General features: G+C 72.5%; 20 protein-coding genes and 1 pseudogene. 10 read left to right on the top strand and 11 right to left on the bottom strand.

The genetic code is table 11. From position 1 onward, the window contains the following. Window positions 1-122: 122 nt before the first annotated feature. Complete coding sequence (locus tag ACFWN1_RS16925) at window positions 123-1166, top strand: AI-2E family transporter (protein ID WP_384362530.1); 1044 nt, start codon at window positions 123-125, stop codon at window positions 1164-1166. Window positions 1167-1173: 7 nt separating this feature from the next. Here ACFWN1_RS16925 and ACFWN1_RS16920 read toward each other — a convergent pair whose 3' ends face one another. Beyond that, window positions 1174-3381 (bottom strand): SpoIIE family protein phosphatase, encoded by a 2208-nt coding sequence (locus ACFWN1_RS16920; RefSeq protein ID WP_384362526.1) that lies wholly within the window; start codon window positions 3379-3381, stop codon window positions 1174-1176. Between the two features lie 176 nt (window positions 3382-3557). Here ACFWN1_RS16920 and aspS point away from each other — a divergent pair, with 176 nt between their 5' ends. After that, on the top strand, window positions 3558-5321 hold the full coding sequence (gene aspS / locus ACFWN1_RS16915) for an aspartate--tRNA ligase (RefSeq protein ID WP_384362524.1): 1764 nt from the start codon (window positions 3558-3560) through the stop codon (window positions 5319-5321). Window positions 5322-5376: 55 nt separating this feature from the next. Here the strand turns inward: aspS and ACFWN1_RS16910 are convergent, their stop codons facing one another. From ACFWN1_RS16910 to ACFWN1_RS16880, 7 genes are all read right to left on the bottom strand, one after another. After that, on the bottom strand, window positions 5377-6057 hold the full coding sequence (locus ACFWN1_RS16910) for a hypothetical protein (protein WP_384362522.1): 681 nt from the start codon (window positions 6055-6057) through the stop codon (window positions 5377-5379). 31 nt (window positions 6058-6088) lie between these two features. Continuing rightward, entirely contained in the window at window positions 6089-6985 is an 897-nt protein-coding gene (locus ACFWN1_RS16905) for a hypothetical protein (RefSeq protein ID WP_384362520.1), read from the bottom strand. A gap of 152 nt (window positions 6986-7137) precedes the next feature. Beyond that, complete coding sequence (gene metG, locus ACFWN1_RS16900; protein ID WP_384362518.1) at window positions 7138-8853, bottom strand: methionine--tRNA ligase; 1716 nt, start codon at window positions 8851-8853, stop codon at window positions 7138-7140. Window positions 8854-8972: 119 nt separating this feature from the next. Then, the gene (locus ACFWN1_RS16895; protein WP_384362516.1) at window positions 8973-10640 is read right to left on the bottom strand and encodes a VWA domain-containing protein; all 1668 of its coding nucleotides are present in this window, start codon (window positions 10638-10640) and stop codon (window positions 8973-8975) included. A 425-nt stretch (window positions 10641-11065) separates the two neighbouring features. Beyond that, a complete protein-coding gene (locus ACFWN1_RS16890; RefSeq protein WP_384362514.1) occupies window positions 11066-13027 on the bottom strand; it encodes an FUSC family protein in 1962 nt (653 codons plus the stop codon). A 70-nt stretch (window positions 13028-13097) separates the two neighbouring features. Then, on the bottom strand, window positions 13098-14021 hold the full coding sequence (locus ACFWN1_RS16885) for a hypothetical protein (protein ID WP_384362512.1): 924 nt from the start codon (window positions 14019-14021) through the stop codon (window positions 13098-13100). Between the two features lie 68 nt (window positions 14022-14089). Then, window positions 14090-14557, bottom strand: coding sequence for a hypothetical protein (locus tag ACFWN1_RS16880; RefSeq protein WP_384362510.1), 468 nt, complete (start codon window positions 14555-14557; stop codon window positions 14090-14092). A gap of 225 nt (window positions 14558-14782) precedes the next feature. On the opposite strand from ACFWN1_RS16880, the gene ACFWN1_RS16875 reads away from it, so the two are divergent. Together ACFWN1_RS16875 and ACFWN1_RS16870 are read left to right on the top strand one after the other, a co-directional pair. Further along, window positions 14783-16012 (top strand): PP2C family protein-serine/threonine phosphatase, encoded by a 1230-nt coding sequence (locus ACFWN1_RS16875; protein WP_384362508.1) that lies wholly within the window; start codon window positions 14783-14785, stop codon window positions 16010-16012. An 80-nt stretch (window positions 16013-16092) separates the two neighbouring features. Continuing rightward, window positions 16093-17145 carry a hypothetical protein gene (locus ACFWN1_RS16870; RefSeq protein ID WP_384362506.1) on the top strand — a complete coding sequence of 351 codons (1053 nt, stop codon included), beginning with the start codon at window positions 16093-16095 and terminating at the stop codon, window positions 17143-17145. A gap of 39 nt (window positions 17146-17184) precedes the next feature. Here ACFWN1_RS16870 and ACFWN1_RS16865 read toward each other — a convergent pair whose 3' ends face one another. Together ACFWN1_RS16865 and ACFWN1_RS16860 are read right to left on the bottom strand one after the other, a co-directional pair. Then, window positions 17185-18735, bottom strand: coding sequence for an LCP family protein (locus ACFWN1_RS16865; protein ID WP_384362504.1), 1551 nt, complete (start codon window positions 18733-18735; stop codon window positions 17185-17187). Window positions 18736-19197: 462 nt separating this feature from the next. After that, on the bottom strand, window positions 19198-19986 hold the full coding sequence (locus ACFWN1_RS16860; protein WP_384362502.1) for a hypothetical protein: 789 nt from the start codon (window positions 19984-19986) through the stop codon (window positions 19198-19200). Window positions 19987-20240: 254 nt separating this feature from the next. Between ACFWN1_RS16860 and ACFWN1_RS16855 the strand changes: the two genes are divergently transcribed. After that, complete coding sequence (locus ACFWN1_RS16855; RefSeq protein ID WP_384362500.1) at window positions 20241-21887, top strand: glycoside hydrolase family 13 protein; 1647 nt, start codon at window positions 20241-20243, stop codon at window positions 21885-21887. On the opposite strand, the gene ACFWN1_RS16850 is transcribed toward ACFWN1_RS16855, so the two are convergent. Then, window positions 21884-22630 (bottom strand): DUF4142 domain-containing protein, encoded by a 747-nt coding sequence (locus ACFWN1_RS16850; protein ID WP_384362498.1) that lies wholly within the window; start codon window positions 22628-22630, stop codon window positions 21884-21886. The genes ACFWN1_RS16855 and ACFWN1_RS16850 overlap by 4 nt on opposite strands. 280 nt (window positions 22631-22910) lie before the next feature. Here ACFWN1_RS16850 and ACFWN1_RS16845 point away from each other — a divergent pair, with 280 nt between their 5' ends. The 5 genes and pseudogenes from ACFWN1_RS16845 (at window position 22911) to ACFWN1_RS16825 (ending at window position 25881) form a co-directional block, all read left to right on the top strand. Then, the gene (locus ACFWN1_RS16845) at window positions 22911-23591 is read left to right on the top strand and encodes a DUF6445 family protein (RefSeq protein WP_384362496.1); all 681 of its coding nucleotides are present in this window, start codon (window positions 22911-22913) and stop codon (window positions 23589-23591) included. 132 nt (window positions 23592-23723) lie between these two features. Beyond that, window positions 23724-24143 carry a hypothetical protein gene (locus tag ACFWN1_RS16840; protein WP_384362494.1) on the top strand — a complete coding sequence of 140 codons (420 nt, stop codon included), beginning with the start codon at window positions 23724-23726 and terminating at the stop codon, window positions 24141-24143. A gap of 242 nt (window positions 24144-24385) precedes the next feature. Next, window positions 24386-24589: pseudogene (locus tag ACFWN1_RS16835) on the top strand (DUF4328 domain-containing protein); the annotation flags it as partial. Window positions 24590-25201: 612 nt separating this feature from the next. Further along, window positions 25202-25480 carry a type II toxin-antitoxin system Phd/YefM family antitoxin gene (locus ACFWN1_RS16830; protein WP_384362528.1) on the top strand — a complete coding sequence of 93 codons (279 nt, stop codon included), beginning with the start codon at window positions 25202-25204 and terminating at the stop codon, window positions 25478-25480. Window positions 25481-25500: 20 nt separating this feature from the next. Then, window positions 25501-25881 (top strand): PIN domain-containing protein, encoded by a 381-nt coding sequence (locus tag ACFWN1_RS16825; protein WP_384362492.1) that lies wholly within the window; start codon window positions 25501-25503, stop codon window positions 25879-25881. Window positions 25882-26325: the final 444 nt, after the last annotated feature.

The raw sequence follows: 26325 nt of genomic DNA, 5'->3' as shown, positions 1-26325 counted from the left end.
AGACAACGGAGTCTGCCGGGGCGGCGGCGTGCGGGGGTGCCTTCGGCGGGCGGAGACGGCCACTCACCCACCCGGCCCGCCGCAGCAGGACACGGGAGCCGACCCCGTGCTCCGCTGGAGGCGTGCAGTTCCTCCCCGTACCCGTGCGCAGGTTCGCCGCCTGGTGTGCCGTGCTGCTGCTGGCGGCCGCCCTCGGCTGGGTCGGCATCCGGCTGTGCGGGGAGCTGCGTACCGCCGTCACCCCCGTACTGCTCGCCCTCCTGGGCACCGCCCTGCTGGGCCCGCTGTACCGCTGGCTGCTGCGGATGAAGCTCAACGCCAGCCTCGCCGCCGCGCTGACCTGCGTAGCCGTCGTGGCCGTGGTCGGCGGGGCGGTCTACATCGTGGTGGCGGCCCTGGTCGACACCGGCGACGAGATCGTGGCCTCGCTGCGGGACGCCGCCAAGGCCGTCGCCCGGCACTTCGGCGCCCCGGGCACCGGCCTGGACGACCTGGCCGGCAACGCCCGCGATCTGCTGGGCAAGTTCGGCGGCACCGCCGTCTCCAACGTCATCAGCGGGGTCAGCATCGTCGGCGAGTCCATCGCCGTCGCCGTACTCGCCCTGCTGCTGGTCTTCTTCTTCCTGCGCGACTCCCAGCGGGCCCTGCGCTCCCTGCGCGGCTTCGCGCCCTCCGGTACCGCCGATGTCGTGGAGGCCATGGCGCGCCGGGCCTTCGAGGCGGTCGAGGGGTTCATGCGCGGGACGACGATCATCGCGCTCATCGACGCCGTCTGCATCACCGTCGGCCTGCTGATCCTGCGGGTGCCCGGCGCGGTGGGGCTCGGCGCGCTCGTCTTCGTCGCCGCGTACATCCCCTACCTCGGCGCCTTCCTCTCCGGCGCGGTCGCCGTCCTGGTCGCCCTCGCGGACCGGGGTTTCGTGATCGCGCTCTGGGCGCTGGGCGTGGTGCTCGCGGTCCAGGTCCTGGAGGGCCACGTGCTCCAGCCGGCCATCCAGAGCCGCACCGTGCAGATGCACCCGGCGGTGGTGATGCTGACGATCACCGCGGGAGCCTCCGTCGCGGGCATCCTCGGCATGCTGCTCGCGGTCCCCCTGACCGCGGCCGTCTTCGGCGTCGTCCAGGAACTCCGCGAGCGGTACGGCACCCCGCACGACCGGTACTAGTCCGGTACTAGTCCGGTACTGGTCCGCACTGGTCCACGCCGTCCCGCTGCTCCCGGGCGCGCTCGTGCAGCTCGAACCAGATGCTCTTGCCCTCGCCGCGCGGCTCGACCCCCCATGCGTCGGCGAGCAGCTCGATCAGCACCAGACCGCGCCCTGAGGAGGCCAGTTCGCCGGGGCGGCGCCGGTGCGGGAGGTCGTCACCGCCGTCGGTGACCTGGACGCGCAGCCGTCGCTCGCCGTGCTCGCCGAAGATCTCCGCGAGCAGCAGCGCGTCGGCGTCGGTGTGCACCAGCACGTTGGTGAGCATCTCGGACACCAGCAGCACCGCCGCGTCCACCTGGTCGGCCGGGGTCCAGTCGTGCAGCAGCTCGCGCAGCTGCTGGCGGGTCTCCGCGATCCGCTCCGGCTCGTCCTGCGCCACCGACAGCAGCGTGCTGCGCACCCTGGTGCGGGCCGGGGCGGCCGGGCTGTCGCTGAGCCCCCGGCTCGCCCCGGAGCGGAACAGCAGGAGCAGCGCGATGTCGTCCTCGCGGCGGTCGGTCAGCGGGCCGGTGGTGTGGTGCGAGGAGGGTCCGTGCACCCCCTGGACCAGCGCGTCCGCGAGCCCCTCCAGACCGTTCTCGCGTTCGGCCTCCTGGTCGCCGTAGCGCTCCAGAATGGCCCGGACGCGCCGCCAGCCGCTCTCCATGTCGTGGCCGCCGGTCTCGATCAGGCCGTCGGTGCAGAGAACCATCGTCTCGCCGGGCTCCAGCGTGAACCGGGTCGTCGGATAGTCCCCGTCCGGGTCGACGCCCAGCGGCAGCCCGCCCGCCGCGGGCCTGAGCACCACCGTCCCGTCGGCCAGCCGGATCACCGGCTCCGGATGCCCGGCGCGGGCCACCTCCAGCCGGCCGGTCGCCGGGTCGGCCTCCGCGTACAGGCAGGTGGCGAAGCGCAGGTCGGTCAGCTGCTCGTCATGGGTGATGCCGTGCAGGAAGCGGGAGGCGCGGGAGAGCACCGCGTCCGGGCGGTGCCCCTCGGCGGCGTAGGCGCGCAGCGCGATCCGCAGCTGGCCCATCAGACCCGCCGCCCGGACGTCGTGGCCCTGGACGTCCCCGATGACCAGCGCGAACCGGCCGCCCTGGGCGGTGTCCGGCGAGACCCCGCCGGGCAGCGGGATCATGTCGTACCAGTCGCCGCCCACCTGGAGGCCGCCGCCGGTCGGGATGTAGCGCGCGGCCACGCCCATGCCGGGGATCTCCGGGATGAGCGAGGGCATCATCGAGCGCTGGAGCCCCTCGGACAGCTCCCGCTGGGTCTCCGCGTCGCCCGCCCGGGTCAGCGCCTGGGCCAGCATCCGGGCGACCGTGGTCAGCACCGCCCGCTCGTCCGGGGTGAACGCCACCCGGTCGTTGAACGCCGCCATCCACGCGCCCCGCGTCTGCCCGCCCAGCGTCAGCGGCAGGAACGCCCACGACCGGCGCCCGAGCGGCTCGGCCAGCGGCCAGGTCGCCGGATAGCGGTCCCGGTACTCGCCCGGCGCGGAGAGATAGACGGCCTGACCGGTACGGACCACCTCGGCGGCCGGATAGTCCGTGCTCAGCGGCATCTGGGCGAAGGGGCCGTCGTCGCCGGGCTGGTAGCCGTGGTGGCCGATGATCGTCAGCCGGTCGCCCTCCACCTGGAACACCGCGAGCCCGTCCGGGGAGAAGCCCGGCATGGACAGCGTGGCCGCGACCCGCAGCACCTCCGCCGTCGACCGCGCCTCGGCCAGCGCCCGGCCCGCGTCCAGCAGGAACGCCTCGCGCGAGCGGCGCCAGTCCCCGGTGATCGCGCTGCGCGCCGAGGACGTGCCCGGTGCCGGCTCGATGACCTCCTGGAGGGTGCCGATCAGTTCGTACGCCCGGCGCTCCCGGTCGAAGGCTGGCTTGGAGCGGCTGCGCACCACCCGGACCGTACGGCCGTCCGCGTCCACCACCCGGATGCGCACCTCGGCGAGCGTGCCTCTGGCCACGGCGAGCGGGATGACCCCGGTGATCTCGTTCCAGTCGGAGGGGTGCATCCGGGCGCGGGCCTGGGACTCCGTGAGGATGGTGGAGCGGGCGGGCAGTCCCAGCAGCCGCGCCGCCTGCGCGTCGACCGTGACCAGCTCCGTGGCCGTGTCCCACTGCCAGAGCCCGGTGGCGAGAGAGACGAGTACGTCCCCCACGGATGGCAACGGCTCGCCTGTGCGCATTGCCCCACTTTAAGAAGGTGATCCCCGCTACTGCCACCCTGGTGCGGCCGCCGGTAATGGTGGGGAGGCGATCATGGGGTGGCCGGTACCCTTGATGGGTCCGGGCCCACGTGCCCGTACCGGCCGGGGAGGCACACTTCCGGCGAAGAACCCCCAACGAAGGACGATGAACGACGATGCATCGGTACAGGTCCCACACCTGCGGCCAGCTCCGCGCCTCCGACGTCGGTACCGACGTCCGGCTCAGTGGCTGGCTGCACAATCGGCGCGACCTGGGCGGCATCCTCTTCGTCGATCTGCGTGACCACTACGGCATCACGCAGCTCGTGGCCCGTCCCGGCACCCCCGCGTACGAGGCGCTGGACTCCATCACCAAGGAGTCCACGGTCCGCGTCGACGGCAGCGTTGTTTCACGTGGAACCGAGAACGTGAACCCCGAACTCCCGACCGGTGAGATCGAGGTCGAGGTCGCGGAGGTCGAGCTACTGGGCGCCGCCGCCCCGCTGCCCTTCACGATCAACGCCGAGGACGGGGTCAACGAGGAGCGGCGCCTGGAGTACCGCTTCCTGGACCTGCGCCGCGAGCGCATGCACCGCAACATCATGCTGCGCACCCAGGTCATCTCGTCGATCCGCTCGAAGATGAACACCCTGGGCTTCAACGAGCTGGCCACGCCGATCCTGACGGCCACCTCCCCCGAGGGCGCACGTGACTTCGTGGTGCCCTCCCGGCTGCACGCCGGCCGCTTCTACGCGCTGCCGCAGGCGCCGCAGCAGTTCAAGCAGCTGCTGATGATCTCCGGCTTCGACCGGTACTTCCAGATCGCGCCCTGCTTCCGCGACGAGGACGCCCGCGCCGACCGGTCGCCGGGCGAGTTCTACCAGCTCGACGTCGAGATGAGCTTCGTCGAGCAGGAGGACGTCTTCCGGCCGATCGAGAAGCTGATGACGGAGCTGTTCACCGAGTTCGGCGGCAGCCGTGAGGTCACCTCGCCGTTCCCGCGCATCCCGTTCCGCGAGTCGATGCTCAAGTACGGCTCGGACAAGCCGGACCTGCGCGCGCAGCTCGAACTGGTCGACCTCACCGACATCTTCGAGGGCTCGGAGTTCAAGGCGTTCGCCGGCAAGCACGTGCGCGCGCTGCCGGTCCCGGCCGTGCAGGACCAGCCCCGCAAGTTCTTCGACCAGCTCGGGGACTACGCCGTCTCGCAGGGCGCGAAGGGCCTGGCCTGGGTCCGCGTCGGCGAGGACGGCACGCTGTCCGGCCCGATCGCCAAGTTCCTCACCGAGGAGAACGTGGCCGAGCTGACCAAGCGGCTCTCCCTGGCCCCCGGGCACGCGGTGTTCTTCGGCGCGGGCGAGTTCGACGAGGTCTCCAAGATCATGGGCGCGGTCCGGGTCGAGGCGGCCAGGCGCTCGGGTCACTTCGAGGAGAACGTCTTCCGGTTCTGCTGGATCGTCGACTTCCCGATGTACGAGAAGGACGAGGAGACCGGGAAGATCGACTTCTCGCACAACCCGTTCTCCATGCCGCAGGGCGGCATGGACGCGCTGGAGACCCAGGACCCGCTGGACATCCTGGCCTGGCAGTACGACATCGTCTGCAACGGCGTCGAGCTGTCCTCCGGCGCGATCCGGAACCACGAGCCGGACATCATGCTCAAGGCGTTCGAGATCGCGGGCTACGACCGTGACACCACCGAGCGCGAGTTCGCGGGCATGCTGCGCGCGCTGCGCTTCGGCGCTCCGCCGCACGGTGGTATCGCCCCCGGCGTGGACCGCATCGTCATGCTCCTCGCCGACGAGCCCAACATCCGCGAGACCATCGCCTTCCCGCTCAACGGCAACGCCCAGGACCTCATGATGGGCGCCCCCACCGAACTGGACGAGTCCCGCCTGCGCGAGCTGCACCTGACCATCAGGAAGCCGCAGCCGAAGTAGTAGGAGGCGGCGCGTGTGAGACGGCCCGGCCCCCCTTGAGGGAGCCGGGCCGTCGCTATTCCTCTTCCTGATCCGGATCGGCGCCGTCCTCCAGGAGGCGTTCCGCGATGTCGTCGGACCAGTGCTGGGCCCAGGCGCGCAGCGGGCCGACGTCTTCGCGGGGGAGGCCGTACCGGAGGAACTCGACGTCGGAGTAGAAGTCGGTGCCGGTCAGGCGGGACTGGAGGGTGGGGAGGTCGAAGGCGTCGTAGGCGTGCCTACGGCCCAGCTCCTCCAGCTCGGGCAGCGAGTAGTGCTCGGCGGCGGCACGGGCGTCGATCAGGTCGACGGCGGCTCCCCGGTCGTACAGCGCCCGGATCTTCGTGCCGACGGCGTCCGTTCGGGAGAGGGCGGGCCCGTACGGGGTCAGTGCGGGCGGCTGCCAGAAGGCTTCCTTGTGCAGGGCGAGACCGACGTCCTCCCCGCTCTGCGGATCACCTACGACGAGCTGAGCGGCGAGCGCGGTGACCCCCTCCACCCGCACGCCCCGCCCCCGCACCTCCAGCGCGACGACGAGCCCGCGGCCGACATCCGCCATCGCCGTCCCGCTCTCGGTGGCGAAGTCCAGATTCCCGTGCACCCGCCCCACCACCCCATGCGCCTCCAGCGCGTACCCCCCGGCCAGCACGAGCCCGTACGGACTCCCGGCACTGACGATGTCGGCCAGGAGGCGCTGATGGAGTTCGCTGATGCTCACGGCACCCGCACTCTGCCAGACCCACCCCGGCTCAGACCGACTCCGGGGCCTCCGGGGTGTCGGTGAAGAGGTCCTCGGCGCGTTCGACGGTCTCCGCGCGGTCGAGCCATCCGCTCACGCGGACCGGGTCGGTGCAGGTGGTGATGCGCTCACGGACATCGTCCGGGACGTCGACACCGCGCACCTTGAGAACGCGCAGCACACCCTTGGCCTCTCCCTTGGCCTCCCCTTCCAGGTAGGTGCGCTCCAGCAGGGTGCCTCGGCCGGGGAAGTAGTTGACGAACGACACGATGTTCCTCCATTTCGCGCCTGCGGGAGTCGTCCCGAGGGCGGTGTCCAAGAACTGGCTGAAGTACTGGGCGGCGCTCTGCTCCATGCCCCGGAGGGCGTGGCCGAGTGCGTCCAGTATGGCGTCACCGGCCGGGCTGTTGGCGTGAGCCAGGGCGGAGAACGCGGTCATGGCGGGCTTTTCGGCCGCGGTGCGCCGGTCGGTGACGGTCGGCAGATTGTCCGGTCCGACGACCAGAGGGTGGGTGCGCTGCACGGTCCAGCCGCGCGCCCCGCATTCGAAGGGACCGGCGGCCCATCTGGCCGTGGCCCGGTCGCGGCAGACGACGAGCAGCAGGACCGGCAGCCGGTACTTCGACTGCAGATAGGCGATGTAGTAGGCCCAGCTCGCGGACTTGTCGGGGTCGCGGCGCTCCTGGGCCTCGACGGCGAGTAAGAACTCGTCGCCGTCGGACGGTTCGATGCGCAGCACGGTGTCCACGTGCCGGACCAGCGGACGGGTCTCCGTCACGTCGGAGGTGACCGCGTAGGCGGCCGCCTTCTCGGGGAAGGCGATGCCCAGCGCTCCGAAGACGGGCGCCAGGATCTCCGGGCGCTCCTCGAAGATGCGGTGCATGCCCTCATGGGCTGATGTGACCATGTGTGCACGCTAGGGGCGCTGATGTCGGGCCTGCCCGGCTTACGGGTGGTGTTCACTCGTTCGAGGGGCGAGGGAACGTTCCAGCTAGCAGGGGTCGGGTATGCGGCTGGCGCCGGCCCCGGGGAGGGCGGCGCCAGTGCGGGAGGGGTGTGTCAGGCTTCTGTGCCGCCGAAGCGCTCCTTGTACGCCTCCAGGTCCTCGTCCGTGAGCTTGGCGAAGAGGACCGGGGGGACGGTGAAGGGGATGCCGGGCCGGAGGGTGGTGAGGGTGCGGGCCTCTTCCTGGGTGATCCAGGAGGCGGTGTCGTCCGGGAGGGCGAAGGCTGCTCGCATGACCGCCGAGGAGGCCGGGATGAGGGGTTCCGCGACCACCGCGTAGAGGTGGATCAGGTTCATCGCGGTGCGCAGGGTGAGGGCCGCCGCGTCCTTGTCGGTCTTGATCTCCAGCCAGGGGGCCTTCTCCTCCAGGTAGGAGTTTCCGGCCGACCACAGGGCGCGCAGGGCGGAGGCCGCCTTGCGGAACTGGAGCGCCTCCAGCTGGGTCTCGTACTCCGCCAGCAGCGAGGCGATCTCCTCGCCGAGGCGGGTCTCCGCCTCGGCGGGCTCGCCGCCCGCCGGGACCTCGTCGCCGAAGCGCTTGCGGGAGAAGGAGAGGACACGGTTGACGAAGTTGCCGAGGGTGTCTGCCAGATCCTTGTTCACCGTGGCGGTGAAGTGCTCCCAGGTGAAGGACGAGTCGTCCGACTCGGGGGCGTTGGCGATCAGGAAGTACCGCCAGTAGTCCGCCGGCAGGATGTCCAGCGCCTGGTCCGTGAAGACACCCCGCTTCTGCGAGGTGGAGAACTTGCCGCCGTAGTACGTCAGCCAGTTGAACGCCTTGACGTAGTCGACCTTCTTCCACGGCTCGCGCACACCCAGCTCGGTGGCCGGGAACATCACGGTGTGGAACGGGATGTTGTCCTTCGCCATGAACTGCGTGTAGCGGACCGTGTCGTCCACCTCGTACCACCAGGACTTCCAGTCCCGGTCCGCCGGGTTCTGGTCCGCCCACTCCTTGGTCGCGCCGATGTACTCCACCGGGGCGTCGAACCAGACGTAGAAGACCTTGCCCTCGGCGGCCAGCTCCGGCCAGGTGTCGGCCGGGACGGGCACGCCCCAGTCCAGGTCACGGGTGATCGCGCGGTCGTGCAGGCCCTCGGTCAGCCACTTGCGGGCGATGGAGGAGGCGAGCTGCGGCCAGTCCTGCTCGTGCCGGGCCAGCCACTCCTCCACCTCGTGCTGCAGCTTGGACTGGAGGAGGAAGAGGTGCTTGGTCTCGCGGACCTCCAGGTCCGTGGAGCCGGAGATCGCGCTGCGCGGCTCGATCAGGTCGGTCGGGTCCAGCACGCGGGTGCAGTTCTCGCACTGGTCGCCGCGGGCCTTGTCGTAGCCGCAGTGCGGGCAGGTGCCCTCCACGTAGCGGTCGGGGAGGAACCGGCCGTCGGCCGGCGAGTACACCTGGCGGATCGCCCGCTCCTCGATGAAGCCGTTCTCGTTCAGCCTCCGGGCGAAGTGCTGGGTGATGTCGCGGTTCTCGGCGGAGGAACTGCGGCCGAAGTAGTCGAAGGCCAGCGCGAAGCCGTCGTACACCGCCTTCTGCGCGTCGTGCGCCTGCGCGCAGAACTCGTCCACCGGCAGGCCCCGCTCCTTCGCGGCCAGCTCGGCGGGGGTGCCGTGCTCGTCGGTCCCGCAGATGTACAGGACGTCGTGGCCGCGCTGGCGGAGGTACCGGGAGTACACGTCCGCCGGGAGCATGGACCCCACCATGTTGCCCAGGTGCTTGATCCCGTTGATGTACGGGAGGGAACTGGTGATGAGGTGTCGAGCCATCGGGGGCTGCTCCCAGGTCGCTACGGGTACGAACCTTGAAATCGTAGCCGACGTGTGTATGCCGCCCGCCTCCCGTTTTACGGGGTGGGACGCGGGCGGCATAGGGGGTGGGACGGGGGTTACGGGCGCCAGGCCGCTAGCACGCCCTCGTACAGCTCGGTGTCCGTCAGCTCGCGGGGGGCCGGGCCCGCGTGGAAGAAGGACGTGTTGGCCGTCCTGAGCCTGCGGAGGTAGTCGAACGCCTTGCTGTCCGGGTCACCGAAGCCGACGAACGAGAAGAAGACCTTGGGGTGGGTCCTCGCGGCGTTCGTCAGGGCCAGGGTGGCGGGGGTCTTGGCGTCGGGGGCGCCGTCCGTCTGGAAGACGACCAAGACGTTGTCCTCGGGGGTGTGGTGCTTGTCGTGGTGGGCGAGTACGGCTGCCACGGCGGCGTGGTAGCTGGTACGGCCCATGCGGCCGAGGGTCGCGTGTGTCTCGTCGATCTTGGTGGTGTGGTCCTCGGTGAGGGTGAGGTCGGCTGTGCCGTCGACCTCGGTGGAGAAGAAGACGACGTGGACCGCGGGGTCCTTGTCCAGGTGCGCCGCGAGGGCGAGGGTCTGGTCGGCGAGGGCCTGGGCGGAGCCGTCCCGGTAGTACGGGCGCATGCTCGAGGAACGGTCGAGTACGAGGTAGAGCTTCGCTGCGGTGCCGGTGAGGTGGGTGGTGGTGAGGGCTGCCGCTGCGGCGGTGTGGGCCGTGGCGAGGGATGGGGTCGCGGTGAGGGGGGTTGCTGCGGCGGGCCGGCCTGCCTCGGCCGCGGCCTCAGGGGTGTTCCCCCTCGCACCACGAGTGCGGGACGCGTCGTCGGGTACGGGCGCCGCCTGCGGGGGTACGGGTGCGTCGGCGGCCTCGGGCGCGGGGGTGGCCTTCGGGGCGGCTTCGGTTTCCGGGGCGGGGGCTGCCTCGGGGGTGGGCTCCGTCGCCTCCGGCTCCGTCAGGGCGTCGGCGTTCGGTTCCGTGGCCTGCTCGGGGATGGCCGGCTGGTCGTGCTCCGCCTCTGCCTCCGGGAGGGGCTCCGTGCGCTGCTGGGGGACCACGACCTCCGGGTCCGCCTCAGGGGTGGCCGAGTCCATGTCGATGATGGACGGCTCCATCATCAGGGGCTCGATCGCCAGGACGGCGGTGTCCGATGCCTCGGCCGTGGTCAGGGGGTCCGGCTCCGCCGCCTTCGGGGCGTTCTCCTGCGGAGCCGCTGCCTCGGCCTCGGGGGTGACCGGGTCCTCGGACCCTGCCGGGGCCTCCACCACGCCAGGCGACTCCGCCACCTCGGCCTCTGCCGGGGCGGGGGTCACCGACGCGGGCGCGGCTTCCACCTCCGGCTTCGTGACCGTGGCGCCGGTCTCCGACGCGGGCGTGGTCTCGGCTTCCGCCGTCTCCGCCGCGGCCGTGGCCTCCGAGGTGGGCGCAGCCGTCTCCGGCGTGGCCGCGGCTCCCGCCTCCGGCGTCTCGACCGTGGGCGGGGTCTCCACGGTGGGCGCGGTCTCCGGCGCGGGTACCGCTTCCGCTTCGGGCGTTTCGACCGTGGCCGGGGTCTCCAGGGTGGGCGCGGTTTCCGGCTCCGTCGACTCCGGCGCGGGCGCGGTCTCCGTGCTCAGGGCCCCTGGCTTCAGCGTGGGCGCGGTCTCCGCCTTCGGTGCTGCTGTCTCCGCAGCAGGCGCGCTCTCCGGCGTAGCCGCAGTCGCAGCCCCCGCCTCCGCAGTGGCCTGGTTCTCCGGCGCGGGCGCGGCTTCCGCTTCCGGCGTCTCCACCGACGCCGGGGTCGCCAGCGTGGGTGTGGTTTCCGCGTTCGGTGCTGTCGTCTCCGGAACAGACGTGGCCGCAGGTGCGGTCCCCGTCTCCTCCGTGGCCGTCGTGTCGGCCGAGGCCGGGGGCTCCGGTGTGGGTGTGGTCTCTGTGTTCGGGGTATCCGTCCGCGGTGTGGCGGTGGTTGCGGCTTGCCGCTCGGGGGACCCCTGGGCGGGGACGCGAGGGGTGTCGAACGCGTCTGTCACCAGGTCGTGTTCCTGGCGGGGGGTCGGGAGGTGGTCCGCACTCTCCGGCTCGGCGGGACGCTCTTTGCGTCCTCGGCCGAACGCGTTCCGCAGGAGACTGAGAATGCCCATATGCGCACCCCTTCGCGTAAGTTGTCGCCGTAGATCCCTGGCCAGGACGGCCACGTTAGGTTAGCGGGCCGTCAGTGTGGTGTGGCGATGGCTCTCGCGGCCGCCACTTCCTGTCGTACCGGTTCCAGCACGCTGTCCGCCGGGCCGGTGAGGTGGGTGGGGAAGGCGGTGAGGATGTCGGCCTCGCGGACGCCTTCCGCCAGTTCACCGAGTTGGCGTACCACTTGGTGCACTTCCGCCGGGGTCGGAGGCGGTGCGCCGTGGTGGACGCGGACGCGGGCCGCGGTCGTCGCGTCGACGATCCGTTCCACGGCGACCACCAGCGGCCACCATGCCGTGGCGAGGCGTCCGGTGGGCGGTGGTTCGGTCAGAGCGCGCTGGAATTCCGTCCGGATGGTGGACAGATCGCGGTAGAGGCGGCGCCGCAGCCGGGCGCGGTGGGCGGGGTCCGGGTCGGGGTCGGCGTCCGTGCCGAACGCCGTCGCCACGTACGCCGCCGTGTCCTCCACCGCGTCCGCCAGCCGGTCGCCGACCCGGGTGTGCCAGCTCTCCGGCCAGAGCAGGTACCCCGCGACCAGGGCGATTCCGCAGCCCATCAGGGAGTCCAGCAGCCGGGGCAGCAGCAGGCCGGTGCCCAGGTGGTTGAGGATGTCGGAGAGCAGGAGGATGACCGGAGTGATCGCGGCGGTCTGGAAGCCGTAGCCGCGCGGGGTGAGCGCCGGGACGAGCGGGGCGAGCAGCATCATCACCGGGACGTCCCACCAGCCGAGCGGCACCTCCGCCAGCACCGCCGCGGCGACCGCCAGCCCCGCCACCGTGCCCAGCGCGCGCAGCAGGGCGCGGGAGAAGACCGAGCCGAAGTCGGGTTTGAGGACGAAGGTGATGGTCAGCGCGACCCAGTAGGACCGGGGGACCGGGACCAGGGAGACGAGGGCCTGCGCGATGCCGATGCAGACGGCGAGGCGGAGTCCGTAGCGCCAGGAGTTCGCGGACAGCGCCGCGTTCCGGGCGGCGCGTGCGGTGCGTACGTGGAGGGCGACGTCGCTTTCGTCGATGCCGCGCGGGTCCACCGACGGGGAGGTGACCACGTCGGCGAGGTGCCGCAGGGCGTGGTCGACGGCGCGTTCGGTCTCGTTGCGGGGGAGGGGGAGGGGGAGGGGGAGGGGGAGGCCGGGCAGGCGCAGGCCGGCCGTGTCGCCGGTCTCGACCGCGCGGGCCAGTTCGCGTACCGCGTCGTGGATCTGCGGGGGCAGCGGGCGGCCGGTGAGATGGACGGCGGGGGCGGCCTCGACGAGTGGGGTGACGGCGTTCAACTGGGCCAGCATCCGGGTGAGTTCCTCGCTGCGGCCGTGGTGCCGGGCGCGGTGGCCCAGAATCAGGTCGTACGCCTGGTTCAGTGCGCGGGTGACGTCGAAGCGTGCGCCGATGTAGTGGTCGTCGTCGCAGCAGGCGCCCAGGAGGTCGGCGACCCGGCGGTAGGCGTCCGCCACCGACGCCCGCTCCGGCACCCCGGCCCGCAGCGGCCACGCCAGCAGGGCGAGGGCCAGTACCAGCAGGCCGCCCCCGGTCATCAGCACCGGCGCCAGCCACCAGGGGCGGGGCAGCGGAAGCCCGGCTCCGACCACGCAGTTGAGCAGGAGCAGCAGTCCCGACACGGAGGCCACCGCGCCGATGGTCGAGATCATCCCGGAGACCAGCGCGACCCCGGTGACCACGGCGACGGCGTACCAGCCCCGGCCGAAGGCGAGCTGGCCGAGGATGACGCCGACGGCGCCGGTGAGCTGGGGGACGGCGATGGTGATGACGCGCATCCGGTAGGCGTCGGCGGTGTCGCCGATGACGCCGTTCAGGGCGCCCATGGAGGCGAGCGCGCCGAGTGCGGGCCGCCCGGCCGCGAGCCCGATCGCGAGGGGCAGTGCCATCGCGACGGCGGCGCGGGTGACGGCGGCCCAGTTGACGGGGGCGGGCTGCGGGCGGAGGTTCCTGACCAGCCAGTCGGGCGGGGTGAGGCCGATGGGGAACTCTCGGAGCATACGCCCATTATGTCCGGTCCGGGGGTGCTCGCCCTCAACCGGCCCGCACGGTCGGACGGTTGGCCGCCCCTCAGGCCCGCGCCCGGGTCCTGGGCGGTGAGCCGGCCGACTTCGCCCCGCCCGTCCCCCTGCGGCGGGCCGAGCGGCGGCGGGTGAGCCAGGCGGTGAGGGCCACCGTGAGGCCGAGGGCGAGGAGGAGCCAGGAGACGGTGCGCAGGCCGGAGGTGAGGGCGTCGTAGACCGCGCCCGCGACCGGGTGCGGCACGTCGGCCGGCAGGTCGGCCAGGGTGAGCGCGCGGCCCGCGACGAGGGCGAGGCCGAGCAGGGCGCCGCCGAGCGCGGTGCCCAGCGCGGTGGCGACGACGGCACGGCGGCGGCGCACGGCCAGCGCGATCCCGGCGGCGGCGAACACGACGGCTGCCACCGGCAGCCACAGACCGGCGACTTCGAGCATGCGGAATCCCTTGCGGTACCGGGTCAGCTCACCCGCCGGGAGCACCGGCACCTCGGTGTGGCGGACCGGGATGCGGGCGGCGAGCGGTACGTGGTCCTCGGCGAGCCGCGCCTTGACCTGGGCCGTGACCGGGGCCAGGTCGACGGTGACCGCGCGGGGGACGCCGCCCGCCGGGGCGTCCTCGCGCAGCGCGCGCAGCACCGCGTCGTGGGTGACCCGGTTGCCGGCGTCCCAGGCGAGCCGGAAGGCGCGGGTACGGGTGAAGGAGCGCACCGCGTCCCGGACGAAGGGACCCACCGAGCCGTGCACCGGTGCCATGTCCGCCCGCTGGCCCACCTCGCGCAGGATGCCGTCGCCGACGGTGTCCGCGACGGCGTCCCGCACGGCCGGGTCGGCGGCGAGCGGTGCCATCGTGGAGACGTACCGGCCCGTGTCGGTGAGCGTGTACGCCGCCCAGGCCGCCGGCGCGCCGAGGGGCACCAGGAGGCAGGACAGGACGATCAGCGCGGCCGACAGGGCACTCCTGAGGCGGGGGTGCACGCTTCCAGGCAAGTCCCGGAGGCCGCGTGGCGCGAGCGGTGGGGGTGCGTTCGGGGGACGGGCGGCCGTCAGCGGACGCGGTGTCCGACGCCGTCCTCGCGGGTGTAGAAGCGGTAGAAGAAGACGATGAACGTCACCGCCGCCACCAGCAGGGGTATGCCCACCGAGCGGACCAGGGAGGCGCCCGCCTGGTTGTAGAGGAAGCCGAAGGAGGCGCCGACGAACACCGCCCACAGCAGCGCGTGCAGTTCGCGGCGCAGCCGGGGCGCCACCGTCAGCACGGCGAAGAGCACGACCGCGAACACCATGGCGGCGAACAGCCCGAACAGCAGGTTCCAGCCGGTGACGGGACCGCCGCCGCGCCGGTTGGCGGCCGCCCAGTAGCCGTACACCAGCGCCAGCAGCACCGGCACCACGACCCTGGCCGTGCGATGGGTGCGGGCGTCGAAGATGTCGGGGGGCAGGCCGGCCGTGGCCGGGGCGTCCGTTCGGCCGCCTCGGGGCAGCGCGCCGGGCGCGGGTGCCGCGTGAGCCATGAGAGCGCTCCTCTCTTCTCGTCCTCTGGTCTTCTCGTCCTCTGGTCTTCTCGTCCGGGCCACGCGTGTCGCGGAGCCCGCCTTCCAGGGCACACCTGCGGCGACGGACCGGCAACTCGGCCGGGTGGGTGACGGGGCCCGGATGCGGCAGCGACCGGTCCGTGGTCCCCTGAGGTTTCCGAGGACGGCGGCCCGCCGTGACCTCCGCGCGGTCCCGGGACGGAGATGGGGCTCGTGACCGAGATGGAGTACCGGCGCCGGAGCGAGCGGCGCGGGACCTTCGGCCGGGGCGCGGCCTGGCTGGTGCCGCTGATGCTGCTTGCGGCCATCGTGACGGTGGACCTCCGGACCGGGGAGCGGTTCCGGGTCGTCTCCTGGATCATCCTGGTGCCGAGCATCGCCGCCGCCGTCTGCGGGGTCGGCGCGACCATCGCGTTCGCGCTGCTGTCCCTGGTCACCTACCTCGCCGTGGACACCGCCTTCCCCGAGCGGTACCGGGCGGGCACCGCCGACTTCGTGCTGGTCGCGCTCGGCGGCGCGCTCGCGGTGATCGCCTCCGCGGTGCGGGTGCGCCGGCAGCGGCAGGACCTGCACATGCGGGACATCGCCGAGACCACCCGCCGTACGGTGCTGCGCCCGCTGCCGCCGAACTGGGCCGGGCTGGAGCACGCGGGCGTGTATCTGGCCGCCGACGTGGACGCGCGGGTGGGCGGCGACTTCTACGACATCCAGCCCGGCCCGCACGGCACCCGGGTGCTGGTGGGGGACGTGCAGGGCAAGGGGCTCGGCGCGGTGGAGACGGCGGCCGCGCTCCTCGGCAGCTTCCGGGAGGCGGCCTACCACGAGCCCGAACTGACGACCGTCGCCGACCGTCTCGAGGTACGGATGTCCCGGCATCGCGGGCACACGGCCGCGCTCGGCCGGTACGACGGCGACCGGTTCGCGACCGCGTTGCTGCTCGGCTTCCCCGACGATGCCCGGGACGTCGTGGAGGTGATCAATTTCGGCCATGATCCGCCGCTCGCCGTCGGCCCGCGCGGGGTGCGCCCGCTGCCCGGCGGTGAGCGGCTCCCGATCGGCTTCGGCGACCTCGCGGGGGAGGCGGCACCCGGCGGGGAGGTGCAGTCCGGCGGGGAGGTGGGGCCGCCCGCCTGCCGGGAACTGCTGGAGCCGGACGAGACGCTGCTGATGGTGACGGACGGCGTGACCGAGGCCCGTGGCCGCGACGACGCGTACTACCCGCTGCGCGGCGACGTGGCGCGCGCGGTGGCCGCCGACCCCGCGCGGGCCGCGCCCCGGCGGCTGGTGCGCCTGGTCCGCGAGGGGGTGCTGCGGCACACCCATGGCCGGCTCGGCGACGACACCACCGTCTTCGCGGTCCGCCGGCTGCCCGGACCGGAGTCCGGCCCCGCGCCCGCGTCCCCCTCCACGACCGGGCGACCTTCGCCGTCCTGAGCCCCGTACGGCCGTCCCCGGAGTTACGGTGCTGACCTGCCCGGCGAACCTGTCCGCGGCGAACCACAGGGGGAGGCGCGATGCCCGGAACCGTGCTGCTGCTCGCGGCCGCGCCGCTCGGCCGCGGCCGCCTGGTGGACGCGGCGTCCGTGCTGCCCGTGCTGGGTGCCGTCGCACCGTCCGCACTGGCGGGCACCGACACCGCGCACGTGGTCGAACTCGCCGACCCCCTCGACCCGCAGGGCGTGCTGACCCGGCTGCGCGCGGCGGCCGCCGCGTCGGGCCCGCTGACGGTGTACGTCGCCGGGCAGCTGCTGCTGGACCGGCGCCAGCGGCTGCCCCATCTGGCGCTGGCCCGCACCACCCCGGCCACCGCCCGCTACACCGCGCTGCCCTGGCACTGGCTCAGGGACGAACTGCGGCTGCGCCCGGCCGGGACCACCCGGTTGCTGCTGGACCTGCACGCGGACGCCGAGACCTGGACGGACCTGGCCGAACGGCCGCTGGACTCGGGCCATGCTGCCGTCGTGCACGGCCGGATCGCGCCGCCACCGGGCCGGCGCAGGGTCGCCGAGCCGACGTACATGCAGGCGCTGGCGGTGCTGCTGCGGGGCGGGCAGCGGCCGCCGCTCGCCGAACTGCACCAGCGGGCGCTGGACCGGATCGCGGGCGAGCTGCCGTCGAACCTGGTGCTCACCGCGTCCGCCGCCGGTGACCCGCACGCCGCGCTGAGCGCCGCCGTGCGGGCCGGGCGGCACGCCGAGGCCGACCGGCTGGCCGCCCGCCACCAGGAGGCGGCGGTACGCGAGCACGGTCCCGCCTCCGAGGCCGCCCTGCACTGGGCGGAGGTACGGGCCGACCTGGCGATGTTCGCCGGCGACCCGGTGCGCAGCTGCCGTGCCTGGCTGGGCGTGGCCGGCTTCCGCCTCGCCTCGGGCCACTCCCCTGACGCCCCCGCCGTGGAGTCCGCCGCCGACCGCGCCCACCACCAGTGGGGCCGCATCGAGGACCCGGAGCGGGCCCGTCAACTGGGCGTCCGGCTCGTGGAGTTGAGGCTGCGCGTACCGGGACGCCGGGAGGGCGCCCTGAGCGACGTACGGGCCCGGCTGGAGCGGCTGGCCCCGCCCGGGTGAGTTGCGCGACGCGGAGTCCCGGGGCCGTGGACCCCGTGTTCACCAGGTGTAGCCCTCCTGGACCTGCATGCAGGCGTCCGTCTTGGCGCCGCTGAGGACGGCCGCCGACTTGGGGACCTCGCGCTTGCGCGGCTCGGGGAACCGGTCGCCGGAGGGCCAGTCGGCGCCCACGACGAGGGTCACGTCCCGGGCGCCGTCCACCGCGCGGACCCGCGCGGCGGGGATGCCCAGCGCCTCGGCCACCGCGAGGGCGTCGCCCCGCAGGGTGGTCCCGGAGTAGAGGACGGAGGTGCCGGGCTCGGTGGTGACCGACTTGTCGGCGACGGTCCGGGTGAAGCCGTGGCCGCGCAGGCTGCTGACCACGGCTCCGGCGCGGTCGGGCGCGGGGGTCTCCAGGCCCGCGCCGGTGCCGCGCTTGACCCGTACCGTGATGTCGGCGGCGGGCGCGGCCGGTTCGGTCGTCCCCGGCTTCGGCTTCCCGGTGGCGCGGCCGTCCAGCGGGACGTCGTCGCGGACCATCGAGACCAGCTTGTCGGCGTCGTCGGCGGGCACCAGGCGGTTGATGTCCTGGGTCCAGGGGGTGGTGGGCAGCGTGGTCATGGTGATCCGCTCGGTGGGCACCTCCTGCAGCTCCATCGACAGGTCGTACAGCTTCTTCACCGTGCCGAGCCCGTCGTCGACGGTGAGCGCGCTCGTCGCCGCCTCCGCGAGCCGGCGCATCTCTGCGGGGTTGCCCAGGGTGGCGTCGGCGCGCAGCTGGCGGACCATCGAGTTCATGTACATGTGCTGGGCGTGGGTGCGGCCGACGTCGGAGCCGTCCTCGAAGCCGTAGCGGGTGCGCAGCCACTGCAGGGCCTGCTTGCCCTTGACCGGGTGGGTGCCCGCCCTCAGTCTGAGGCCGGAGCCGTGGCCGCTCGCGGTGTGGGACCAGACGTTCTGCTTCACGCAGACCGGGACGCCGCCGATGGCGTCGGCCATGGCGACCACCCCGGAGAAGTCGACCATCATGAAGTGGTCGACGGGGATGCCGGTGAGCCGCATCCAGGTGGCGACCGTGCAGCCGGGGCCGCCCCGGCCCAGCGACTCGTTCGCCATCGCCAGGCTCAGCGCCGGGTACACCTTCTTGGTGTCGGGGTCGGTGCACTTCGGGATGGGGATCATCGTGTCGCGGGGGAGGCTGATCACCGACATGTCGCTGCGGTCCGCCGACACGTGCAGCAGCATCTGCACGTCGGCCAGCGGCGGGCGTCCCGCATCGCTCTTCGATCCGCCGAGTTCGAGGTCGTCGGCGGTGTTCCGGCTGTCCGAGCCGATCAGCAGGATGTTCAGCGGGGTACGGCCCGCCGCGTCCGGGGTGGCCGAGGGGCGCGGGCTGTCGCCGAGGTCGAGCGGGGCCCGCGCGAGGTTGCCGTTGAGGTGCCGGTAGTAGAGGTAGCCGGCGGTGGCGGTGCCGAGCAGCAGCAGGGCCACGGCGAGCGCGGCCCAGCGCAGTACGCGCGTCGCCCGTCTCCTGGGCGGGCGCACCGTCCCGGTCCCGGTCTCGGCGTCCGGTATCCCGGTGTCCTTCACGCGCAGGCTGCTACCCGTCATCCCCCGTGCCTTCCGCCCCTGGCCCCGACCCCGGCCACCGCAAAGAGATCCCCGTTCAGCGGCCGGGCGGTGCGCTTGAGGCGTGGGCCTGGCCGGATCGCGCTCACCCTAATGGCGTGGTCCGCTGTCAACTGTTGACGGTGAGATATTCCACTCCCGTACAACCACTCTTCTGCCCCGGTTCCAGGATGATTGTCGGCCTGGCGGGCGCACTTTTCCCTCCCGCTTTTTCTGGAAACTCCCTTACGTGACTGGGTTGTTGCGGCTTGGGGGAGTTCTCAGTGCCGGGCGCCCGGTTCCGGGGCGGTGTCCGGACGTGGGCCGCCGTTCAACCTGAAGCCACCGAACCCGAACGACGATGGGCGCCAGGGGAGTTGGGGAGACGCGGAGACGCGGGACGGACTCAGCCCGCCCCGCCGTCCGCCCAGTCCGCCGTGCCAGGACCGCAGTTCGCCCGCCCCCCTACACCTGCGCCCGCCCCTGCCGCCGTACGTCCGCCAGCCGTAGCGCGCCGATCTGGACCGCCGCCTGGGTCGCGTCGTTGGGTACGTCTCCCGGGCCGCCGTTGGCGAGGGCGAAGGCGTCCTCGCCCACGCGGACGGCTGCCAGCTCCAGGGTGAGGACCTGCTCCGCGGCGTCGGGGTCCTGCGGGTCGGTGGCGGTGAGGGTGAGGCGCAGGCCCTGGCGCTTGTCGCCGACCTCAGGAACGGTGAGGCCGGAGACCTGGACGTCCTCGCTCAGCCCCGTCTGGGTCGTCGCCGTGAACCGTGCGCACTTGGCCGGCATCTCGCTCAGCCACTTCAGGGCGGCGTCCACGTCGGCGGGCCGGCGCGCGCCGACCTGGTAGCGCAGCTGGGCCCCGGACTCGGGGTCGTCCAGGGTGACGGCCACGCGGGCGGGGGCGCCCAGCACCTGGTCGGAGTAGAGGGCGTCCAGCAGCCGCTGGCACTCCGCCACCTCGGACCTCGCCTTCAGCATGCCGTCCCGCCAGGTCGCGGTGCCCTGGGTCGCGGCCCAGGGGGAGCCGAGGTCGGACTCGGTGACGAGCGCGGCCTCGGCTTGCGCGTCGGTGAGCGCCGAGGTGCCGTTGGGTGCCGCCTTGGAGGTGGCGGGAGGCTTCTCGACCGTCGGCAGCGGGTAGGTCGCGGTCGCCGGATGCTCCAGACCGAGGGTCGCGCAGCCGCTCAGTGCGAGCAGCCCGCCCAGCGGCAGGAGGACACGGGCGCCGCGGGTACGTATGCCTCCGGTCATCGGGGGTGCCTCCTGGTCGTTCCGGCCGCTGCCTGCTCGTGGGGGTGTCTCGTCGAGCGGGCCGGGCTCGCGCCGAGCGACGAGACACCGCCGAGACACCGACGAGACACCCCCTACGGCACCACCCGCGATCACCGCACACCAGCGCTCCGGGCCGTTCGGGTGAGGCACCCAGGTTTCCCCCACCGGGCTGCCTGGACAGCTTTCTGTCGACACCCCGGGTGAACCGCACGAACCGTACGAACGGAGCCCGCATGGCGGATCTCTCGTCCAGGAACCCCGACTGGTGGCGGCAGGCCGTCGTCTACCAGGTCTATCCCCGCAGCTTCGCGGACGCCGACGGTGACGGCGTGGGCGACCTCGCGGGCGTCACCGCCCGCCTCGACCACCTGGCCACGCTCGGCGCCGACGCCCTCTGGCTGAGCCCCTTCTACCCCTCGGAACTGGCCGACGGCGGCTACGACGTCGCCGACCACCGGGGCGTCGACCCGCGCCTGGGCACCCTGGACGACTTCGACGCGCTGGTGGCTCAGGCACACCGGCTGGGCCTGAAGGTCGTCGTGGACCTCGTCCCCAACCACACCTCGCACCGCCACCCCTGGTTCCAGGAGGCCCTGCTCTCCGCGCCCGGCTCGGCGGCCCGCGCCCGCTACGTCTTCCGCCCCGGCCGCGGCCGGTACGGCGAACTCCCGCCCACCGACTGGAGTTCCGTGTTCGGCGGCAGCGCCTGGCGACGCGTCCCGGACGGCGACTGGTACCTGCATCTGTTCGCCCCCGAGCAGCCCGACCTCGACTGGTCGCACCCCGAGGTCCGCGCGGACTTCCGCACCACCCTGCGCTTCTGGTCCGACCGTGGCGTGGACGGCTTCCGCGTGGACGTCGCCCACGGCCTGGCCAAGGACCTGGGTGAACCCCTACGGGACGTCGGGGGGATCGGCGCGACCGGCGAGGAGGCCCTGCCGCTGATCGCTCCCGGCAGCCACCCCTACTGGGACCGGGACGAGGTCCACGAGATCTTCCGCGACTGGCGCACCCTCCTGGACACCTACGACCCGCCTCGCGCCGCCGTCGCCGAAGCCTGGGTCCCGGACACCCGGCGCGCGCTGTACGCCCGCCCGGACGAACTCGGCCAGGCGTTCGACTTCGGCTATCTGGAGACCGGCTGGGACGCGGACGGACTCCGCCGTGCCATCACCGCCGCCCTCGCGGAGGCGCACACCGTGGGCGCCTCGGCCACCTGGGTGCTGTCCAACCACGACGTGGTCCGGCACGCGTCCCGGCTGGTCCTGCCTCCCGGCACCGACCTGGACGCCTGGCTGCGCTCGGGCGGCACCGAGCCCGCGACCGACCCCGGGGCGGGACTGCGCCGGGCCCGCGCCGCCACCCTGCTGATGCTGGCGCTGCCCGGCTCGGCCTACCTCTACCAGGGCGAGGAACTGGGCCTGCCCGAGGTCGCCGACCTGCCCCCCGAGGCGCTGCGCGACCCGGTCTGGGAGCAGTCGGGGCACACCCGCAAGGGCCGGGACGGCAGCCGGGTACCCCTGCCGTGGACGGCCGGCGGACCCTCGTACGGCTTCGGGCCGGGACCGGCCTGGCTGCCGCAGCCGGAGTCCTTCGCCCGGTACGCCGTCGAGGCGCAGTCGGGCACCGAGGGCTCCACCCTGGAGCTGTACCGCACCGCGCTGCGGCTGCGCCGCAAGCTGCTCCAGGGGGAGGCGCTGGCCTGGACGCCCGGCACACCGCCCGGCGTCCTGGACTTCAGCCGCGCCCCCGGCTGGCGCTGCCTGACCAACCTCACCGGCGAGCCGGTCGCCCGCCCGGCGGGTGAACTCCTGCTGTCCAGCGTGCCGTTGGCCGAGCCGGACGTACTCCCGCCGGACACCACGGTCTGGCTCGGCTAGCCGACCGTCGGGGTGGGGCCCGGCTGGGCGGGGGTGGAGTCCTCACGGGTGCTGTTGGAGCCCGAGACGCCGGGGACGAACAGCGGGGTCGAGGTGGCGTTCGGCGGCGGGGTGAGCACGACCTGCGGCTGACCGGGGTCCGGCGCGGGCGGCGTCAGGTTGTCCGTGGGCAGCTTCGGCGGGGTGGTCTGGTTGAAGATGGTCTGGTCGAAGTCGACCAGGCCGGTCCTCTCCATCACCGTCATGTGGTCGAGCACGGTGTCGTTGGCCTGGTCGGCCAGCGAGCGGATCAGCGAGTTCTTCGTGGTGGACCGGATCTTCGCGATGGCGTTGAAGATCGAACCGTGCGTCATCCGCAGGATGTTGGCGAAGTCGGTGTCGAATGCCTTGCCGGTCTCGCCCTTCAGCTGGGTCACGAACCCCTCCTGCTGGGGGCTCGCCACGTTGGGGATCGTGATGTTCAGCATGGGCCCGATCTTGCGGCAGGAGGCGTCCAGCGCCGCGTGCCCGTCGATCAGGTGCTTGCTCGCCTCCTTGACCGCCGGGGAGGAGCCCTTCTGGACCCCGATCTGCCCGAGCGGGTACTCCCACAGCCCGGCCGCGCGCACCTTCACCACGAAGTCCCGGTCCTGCTCGGTGAGCGGGCCCCACTGGGTGTTGGCGATGATGCGGGTCTGTGCGGTGGAGACGGTGTCCAGCCCGAGCATGCTCGGGTAGGCCAGCGCCGCAAGGGTCAGTGCCATGGCACCGCCCACGAAGAGAGTTCCCGTCGCGTTCCGCGAAAAGCGCACTGTTCCTCCTGCCCGGTCGTGGTTCCGCCGACAGGCGGTTCAGACACACAGCAGTACGGACGCGGAGCCGGTTCGTCTCGATGTCCGCCGCAAAGATTCCGCGCCGGTTCTGCCGGGGTGTGTCCCACAGGTGTTCTTGACCCGTGAACAACCAGTGTATGAGCGGACGTTGGCCATACATTGACCCTTCCTCGGGCGAAGTGATCCAGGTCACCGGCCTAGATTTCGCCCCATGCCCCCACAGCCGAGACCGTCCGCGGCCCTGCCCGTGCTCCCTTACCGCAAGCCCACCGAGGGCCGTGACTACTGGGTCCTGGACGACGCCCTGCCCGACATCGGCGCCGTGCGTGAGCGGTGTCTCGCCAAGGAGGACTGGGTCAAGGGGTACCCGTACACGTCCCAGACCTGGCCCGGACTGCGCGCGATCCCCGGTCTCGAACCGGATGAGCTGGCCCGCGTGGAGCGGCTGGTGCGGAAGGCGACCGGTGCGAAGGAGCTGTGGGTGCAGCGGGCGCCCGGCGGCGGCACCCTCAACCACAACTGCGTGCAGGTCGTCGGTGCGGGCGAGAGCGAACCCCGCCCGCACACCGACTCCCGCGCGCTGTGCCGTTACGCGGCCGTGCTCTACCTCAACCCGGCGGTGCCGAAGTCCTGCGGCACGAGCTTCTACCGCCAGTCCCTCCCCGGTGGGCGGCTCGGCGGCAATGTCGTCCAGGCCCCCCACAACAACCTCGTCGACGCCCTCGGCACCCGCTTCGTCGCCGCCGACGCCTTCGAGGAGGACGTCCGCGTCCCGCACCGGGCGGGCCGGCTGCTGCTGTACAACGCCAACCTGGTGCACAGCGCGACCGCCTACACCGGCCGCACGCTGGCGGAGAAGCGGATGACGGCGGTCTTCTTCTGGATGGCGTGAGACGCCCTGGGCCGCGCGGGTGTGTCACCCGTACGGCCTAGCCCCCGTGGTCGCCGGGTGCCGCGCACCGGATCGTCGTACCTACGACCCCGTCCGGGGTCCACGGGGGACGAGACGTCGGAGGTAACGGCCATGACCCAGCAGACGCAGTCGGTGCGGCCCCAGCACAGCGGGCTGGCCGAGGGAGGCGCGGTCTTCGCGGGTGTGCTGATGCTGGTGAACGGCATCCTCCACATCTTCCAGGGCATCTCGGCGATCGCCGCGGACGACGTGTACGCCCGCATCAACGCGTACGTCTACAAGATCAACCTGACCGGCTGGGGCTGGATCCTGCTGGTGGCCGGCGTGATCGTGGTGGCGACCGGGGCCGGGGTGCTGATGGGAGCGGCCTGGGCGCGGGTGGTCGGCATCGTGATCACCTCGCTGGGTCTGATCCTGCAGTTCCTGTTCCTGCCGTACGCCCCCATCTGGTCGCTGATCCTGATCGCCATCGACTTCTTCGTCATCTGGGCGCTGGCGACCTGGACGCCGGAGCGCCGTACGGCGCTCTGACCGCCGTACCCGACGACGGGCCGGTGCCGCGACCCTCTCCCGCGCGACACCGGCCTCTTCTCGGCCTTCATGGGCGCAACCACCGCTGGAGTCAGATCACTTGGCCCGGCGAGGATGACTCCCGTGACCATGGACGACGTTCTTGAGACCCCTGCCGCGCCCGCCGGCCCGAGGGCCTCGGACACCCTCTCCCGGCCGCCGGGGCCCTGCTGCTGACCGGCGCCGGCTGGCTGGCACGGGCGGTGTGGGAGATACGGCTGTACCGCGCGGGCGAGCCCGCCTCCGGGCTCCCGGGCCAGGGTGCACCGCCCGCTCACCTCCCTGGAGAACACGTACCACCGGGGATCCGGGTGTACCTGGGCTGGGTGGTGCCGGTGGTGAACCTCTGGTTCCCGCGCGGCATCATGGCCGACGCCTACCGGGCGAGCGCGCCGGAGCGGCGGCTGCCGGCCGTGGTCGACGTGTGGTGGGTGCTGTGGCCGGCCGGGCTGTTCGGTGGCGTCGTCCAGCAGGGGGACACCGACTCCTTGACGCGGCTGCCTCCGGGCCCTGGACGTAGAGCGCCTGGTACACGGTCTCGTAGACCACGTGCGTCTACGGCCGGTCGGGGAACGCTGCCCGCAGAGCCTGGCATATCTGCTCCGGACTCCACTTCTCGTCCAGCAAGTCCTGGACCGTGTTCCGCGTTCCGTCTTCCGCGTTCCGCAGTTCCGGGGTTTCGTTGGTCTTCCGGGGCTTGGGGCGCGTACGGCGGGCGCCCGCGCGGGCCCGAGCCGCGTGCGGCCGGTAGGCGCCGATGCCCGGATGCGGTTGCGCCGTGTCTCGCGGCTGATGGTGGACGGACCGCGGCCGAGTTCGGCGGCGATCGTGCGCACCGTGGCCATCTCCCGCAGCCGTTCGGTGATGTGGACGCGGTCGCTCTCACGCCGGAACCGGGACGGCGCGGATGGGGCTGCGGCCATGACGCCCACCGCCGCTGGGGCGACGCCTCGGCGGTCGTACAAGATGCCCCGAACGATGGCGTATCGCAATGCATTGCACTGCGATACGCTGACTCCATGAAGACCATCACCCAGCGAGAACTCGCCGCGCGGTCCAAGGCCGTGCTGGACGATGTCGAAGCGGGCGAGACCTACCACATCACTCGCAACGGCACCGAGATCGCTGAGGTTCGTCCGCTCGGTGTCAGACGCCGCTTCGTCCCGGTGGAGGAACTTCAGCGGAAGTGGCTCCGTGCGCCATCCATCGACGCGGCCCGTATGCGAGCAGAGGCTGACGATTTCTTCGGCACCGAAGACCGCCTCGGCGACGATGACGATCCGTGGGAGCGCACGTGACCGGTAGGCCGTCGCGCGGAATGCTGGACACCTGCGTCATCATCGATCTGCCCATGATCGATCTCGGTTCCCTGCCCCTGGAGGCCGCTGTCTCCTCGATCGTCCTGGCGGAACTGGCTCAGGGTGTGGCGATGATGACGGATCCGGTGGAGATGATGACGCGGGCGCAGCGCCTGGCGGATGTCGAAGCGGAGTTCGCGGCCGTTCCCTTCGACAGGGAGGCAGCTCGCAGGTTCGGCACGCTCGTCGCACTCACCGTCAAGGCGAAACGTGATCCCCGTCCCCGCCGAATGGCCCTGATGATCGCCGCAACCGCTGCCGCGCAGGGCCTCCCGCTCTTCACGCGGAACGCTGATGACTTCAAGGGACTGGAACAGGGTGTCACGGTCATCCCTGTGTGAGCACAGCGGGAACTTCCCCCTCCCGACCGCCCCCTGAAGCTTCGCCGCCGAACTTTCCCAGCCGGCGCGCTGTGGGTCGCAGCCCAGGCGCTCGGGCTGCGGAAGGGGAGGCGCTCGGCCCGCACTGGGAGGACGTCGACCTCGACGCGGGGTGCGCCCGTACCCGGAAGAAGGGGCCGTGCCCTATGTGCGCGCACAGCTGCCTTGCCGATCCGTGCGGCCGTAAGGCGGCCACAGCCCCGAGCGGGAGCAGACCCGGCGCGAGCACAAGTCCACCAAGTCCCATGCGGGCCGGCGCACCATGGCCTTCCTGATCCGCTGATCAAGATCCTCCGCCAGCCCGGCAAGGTCGCCCAGCCAGCAGGCGACGCCCTTCGAGAGCTGCCAAGAACGGACTCAGAGACGAACTGAGACGGAAAGTGAGACGGAAAACGACGATGGGCC

Origin of the sequence: Streptomyces sp. NPDC058459, from assembly GCF_042721685.1 — a bacterium.
Taxonomy (GTDB): Bacteria; Actinomycetota; Actinomycetes; order Streptomycetales; family Streptomycetaceae; genus Streptomyces.
Note: the sequence above shows the minus strand (reverse complement) of the source record. Positions and strands in the feature narration are given on the sequence as shown.